3 protein-coding genes are annotated in these 3,962 nt (G+C 67.8%); all 3 read right to left on the bottom strand.

All coding sequences use genetic code 11. The features are described from left to right. The 3 genes from QK444_RS33770 to QK444_RS33760 all read right to left on the bottom strand — a co-directional run bounded on the left by QK444_RS33770 (position 1) and on the right by QK444_RS33760 (position 3,811). Positions 1 to 1,095 (bottom strand): hypothetical protein, encoded by a 1,095-nt coding sequence (locus tag QK444_RS33770; protein WP_282786080.1) that lies wholly within the window; start codon positions 1,093 to 1,095, stop codon positions 1 to 3. A gap of 144 nt (positions 1,096 to 1,239) precedes the next feature. Further along, positions 1,240 to 1,863, bottom strand: a complete 624-nt coding sequence (locus tag QK444_RS33765) for a transglycosylase SLT domain-containing protein (protein ID WP_039817050.1) — start codon at positions 1,861 to 1,863, stop codon at positions 1,240 to 1,242. Between the two features lie 802 nt (positions 1,864 to 2,665). Continuing rightward, entirely contained in the window at positions 2,666 to 3,811 is a 1,146-nt protein-coding gene (locus tag QK444_RS33760) for an AbrB family transcriptional regulator (RefSeq protein ID WP_282786079.1), read from the bottom strand. Between the last annotated feature and the right edge of the window lie 151 nt (positions 3,812 to 3,962).

Here is a 3,962-nt window from a genome sequence, read left to right as displayed (position 1 = left end):
TCAGCGGTCGACGGAAGGATCGTCCCAGCCGGTATCGCCACCGGCCGGGCCGGAGTAGCGCCCCCGGCCGCCCATCGGCGGATCCTGGCGGTGCCAGCCGGACACATCACCGCCGCCGTACTGTCCGCCGCTGTAATCCATCCGCTCACCGCCGGACCCCAGCTGACCGCCGCCGTATCCGGACTGCCCGCCGCCCTGGCCGGACTGCCCGCCGTAGCCGCGCTGTTCGGATCCGCCCGAACTCGGTTGCGCACCACCGTATCCCGGCTGCGCGCCGTAGCCCGACGCACCGACCGGCTGGTCTGCCCACTTACCGGGCGGCATCTGCTGCCCGGACGTGGACCGCTGCCGCGCGGCCTCCCGCTGCCGGGCGGCGTCCTCCCGGCCGCGCTGGTACGCCTGCGCGTGTCCCTTGAGTTCGGGCATCTCGCCCTCGATGGTGTTCAGCCAGCGATCCCAGCGCTGCTGCATGGGCCGCACCAGACCGCCGCCGAAGCCGACCACCAGCACGCCGCCGATGGTGGCGAGCACGGTGATGAGAATCGGCATGGTCACCGAGGTGCCGACCCCGATCTGGTTCAGGGCGGCGATGATGCCGATGCCCCAGATGAAGACGGCCGCGACCCGGCCCAGCATGCGCCCGTATTCGAGCCCGCTGAGCATATTGGAGACCAGATCCTTGACCGCGCTCGCGATCGCGCCGGCGATGCACACGATGACGATGGCGACGAAGGCCCGCGGCAGCCAGGCCACGATGCCGTTGAGCATATCGCTGACCGGGTTCGGCCCGAAGGCGCCGAAGCCGAGTTGCAGCGTGATCAGCAGGATCGCGTAGTACGCCAGTTTGGCGAGGATATCGACCGCGTCGTAGCTGCTGTTCTCGAGCATCCGATTGATGCCGCCGCGCTCCACCATCCGGTCGAAACCGATCCGGTGCAGTATTCGTGACACCAGCTTGGCGACCACCTTGGCCACCAGCCAGCCGACGACCAGGATGACCAGGAAGCCGGCGAGTTTGGGCACGAACGTGGCGACGGAACTCCAGGCGTCGGAAAGCCCACCCTGGATATCGATAGCCAGACTCGAGGAGTTCATCAAACCCCATCCCTTCGCTATCTGTTCCAGCCGGGTTGCCAGAACTTCGCTCCAAGGGGGGTTATACCCCTGAACGAACACCCTAAATGGCAGTTTGCGAAAAAGTTGCCAAATAGGGTGTTCGAGGGCCGCGACGGCGAGTTGTCAGTACGCGCCGAAGACGTTGTCCATCGATCCGTAGCGGGCGGCGGCGTAGTTGCAGGCCGCCACGATGTTCGCGACCGGATCCCACACGTCGTACGGGGTGCCGGGGACGTGGTAGGCGGCGAAGGTGGGGTCGATCACCTGCAGCAGGCCCTTGGACGGGATGCCCATGGCCGCATTGGAGTCGTACAGGTTGATGGCCTGCGGATTGCCGCTCGACTCCCGGATGATGTTGCGGTAGATGCCCTCGTAGCTGCCCGGGATGCCGTGCGCGCGCATGATGTCCAGCGCTTCGCGGATCCAGCCGTCGAGATTGTTCTCGTACACCGGGGCGGGGGCCGGCGCGGGCTCGGGAGCCGGGGCCGGAAGTTCGGGGGCGGGCATCGGCGCGGGAGCGGGCGCTTCGGCGGCCTTTTCGGCCGGAGCGGCGGGCTCCGCGGTGGCCGCGAGGGTCTCGGCGAGCGAGACCTTCTGGATCTCGGAGGAGCTGGCGTTGCCGCCCGCGGTGGCGATGGCGCCGAAGACGCCCACGGCGAGCACGGCGGCACTCGCGGTGCGGGCGGCGGCAACCACCTTGCTACGTTTATGCGGGCAGCGCAGAGCGGTCAGGGTGTTGGTGGGCATGGCGAAGTTGGATTCCTATTCGGTCTCGGCCGTCGCTTGGCCTGGAAGACAGCGCGCCACACCGGGCGAGCGCCGGGGCGGCGCTCGTCGGACGCGCTATCGGTCTGTTGTGGGAGCTGCGTTCAAACCCGTTGCGGGCGAAGAGGAATCAATTCCTGTGCAGCGTGCGCGAGGCGTTCAGTGCGGGACGCGGGCGGCCGCTGCGGCCGTGGCGCCTCCCGGCGCCGGCGTCATATTCGTTTTCCGCATAGGCGTTGGAACTCCTCGCGTCGATCAGACTTGTGGTCTGTTTCTGACAAGGTCACAGCCTGATTGCGCTACATGAACACTGCCTGAACCACAGTTGAACTACAGGTGAACCACGCGAGTGCAAGTCTCGCTCACCTGCTCGAATTCCAGCCCTGACCTGGTCATCCTGTTCCAAACTGAAAGTGATGCAGCTCACTTAGAAAGTTATCGCATCGCGCTGGACATGAGCCCGAATCGCCGGATTCTCGGCGTGTCGCGATCGTTTGGCTAACGGTTCGGACGACGCCGGGCCACGGTCGCGCGGGGGCAACGTCTCGATTCCGAGCCGGTCGTAGTCGCCTACGCCGAGCCGCAGGGCCGGGGCGCACCGCGCCGCTACCGGGCCGATGGCAAGGGCCGACAGCCGCGGTTCACCCCGCGAACCCGCGGTAACTCACCGTATGCGCGAGCACGCCACACCGGTGCCCGGCACGGTCTCACCGGCAAGCGGGCCGCAAGCAGCGCGGAATCGCCGGGTCGCGCGCGACGGCCAGGCGTGGGCCACGGTCCAGGTTCACGCGGCCATCCGGACCGGCTCGGGCAGCACCACCGCCCGCTCGGGTTCCGGATCGGCGCGGCGGCGCAGCACGCGCATGATCAGCGGGAGCAGCAGCACCATGAGCAGCAGGCGCACGCTCTGCACGCTGGTGATGAGGGGCATGTTCGCGTCCATCCCCTCTCCGGTGGCCAGGACGGCGTTGATGCCGCCCGGAGTGGTGGCCAGGTAGAGGTCGGACAGCTCCAGGTCGACCACCCACGCCAATCCGAACGCCAACGCCGCGACCAGTCCGGACAGCGCCACGATGGCGGCCGTCATGCCGGGGATCATGCGCGCCATCTCGACCACCACGGCGCGGGTGAAGCGGGTGCCGACCTCGAAGCCGATGAGGACGAACAGCAACTCCTTCAACAGGTTGGTGGGCGCGTAGCCGTGGCTGATGCCGAGCGCGGTGAGCACGGCGGTGACGAGCATGGGGCCGATGAGCGCCGGGCTCGGCAGCCGCAGCCAACGTCCGAGCCGAAGACCGATGAGGCACAACATGATCGCTATGGACAGCCCGGCGACCTGATCGCCGCGGCCGACGATCATCCAGGACGGCAGATCGGGATCGGTGACCGCGCCGCCCAGCACCGCCGCCCCGTAGCTGCCGCGCTCGCCGTCGTCCAGGAACGCCGCCAGCGCGGGCGCGGTCAACGCCACCAGGGCGACCCGCAGATACTGCATGAACGCCACCCGCCGCGGGTCGGCCTCCAACTCGTCGGCCACCGACACCACCGCCGCCGACCCACCCGCCAGCAGTCCCAGCGTCGCAGTCGGCAACTCCACCTTGGCAATTCGCGCGAACACCAGCGCGATGAGAATGCTCACCAGCACCGTCGCGGCGGTCACCGCCAGCACCGGCAGCAGATCCCATCCGATCGAAACCAGCAGCGAGACTTCGAGATAGCTGCCCATGAGCACACCCAGCATGGCCTGCACGCCGAGCGACACCTCCCGGGGCAGCGGCGCGGGCAGCCGACCCAGCAACGCCAACCCGGCTCCGATGACGATCGCCACGATCATCTGCGGCGCGGGGAACCGGACGCGTTCCAGCAGCTCGGCGAGACCGAGCACCGTGCCCAGAAGGGCCGCCCACGAAACCACCTGCCACCGGCTCATGCGTGCTGATCGTTCTCGCCGAGTATGAACAAGCAGTAACACGGTAGTTATCGCCTGTGACACGCCACGGTGATTCGAGTCGCACCCCGATCACGACCCCGGCCGATATCCCGAAATGTGACCTCCACCTCGGGATTTCGATCATTTAGCT

This window comes from Nocardia sp. CC201C, from assembly GCF_030010695.1.
Classification (GTDB): domain Bacteria; phylum Actinomycetota; class Actinomycetes; order Mycobacteriales; family Mycobacteriaceae; genus Nocardia; species Nocardia otitidiscaviarum.
This window is presented reverse-complemented; position numbering and strand designations above follow the sequence as displayed.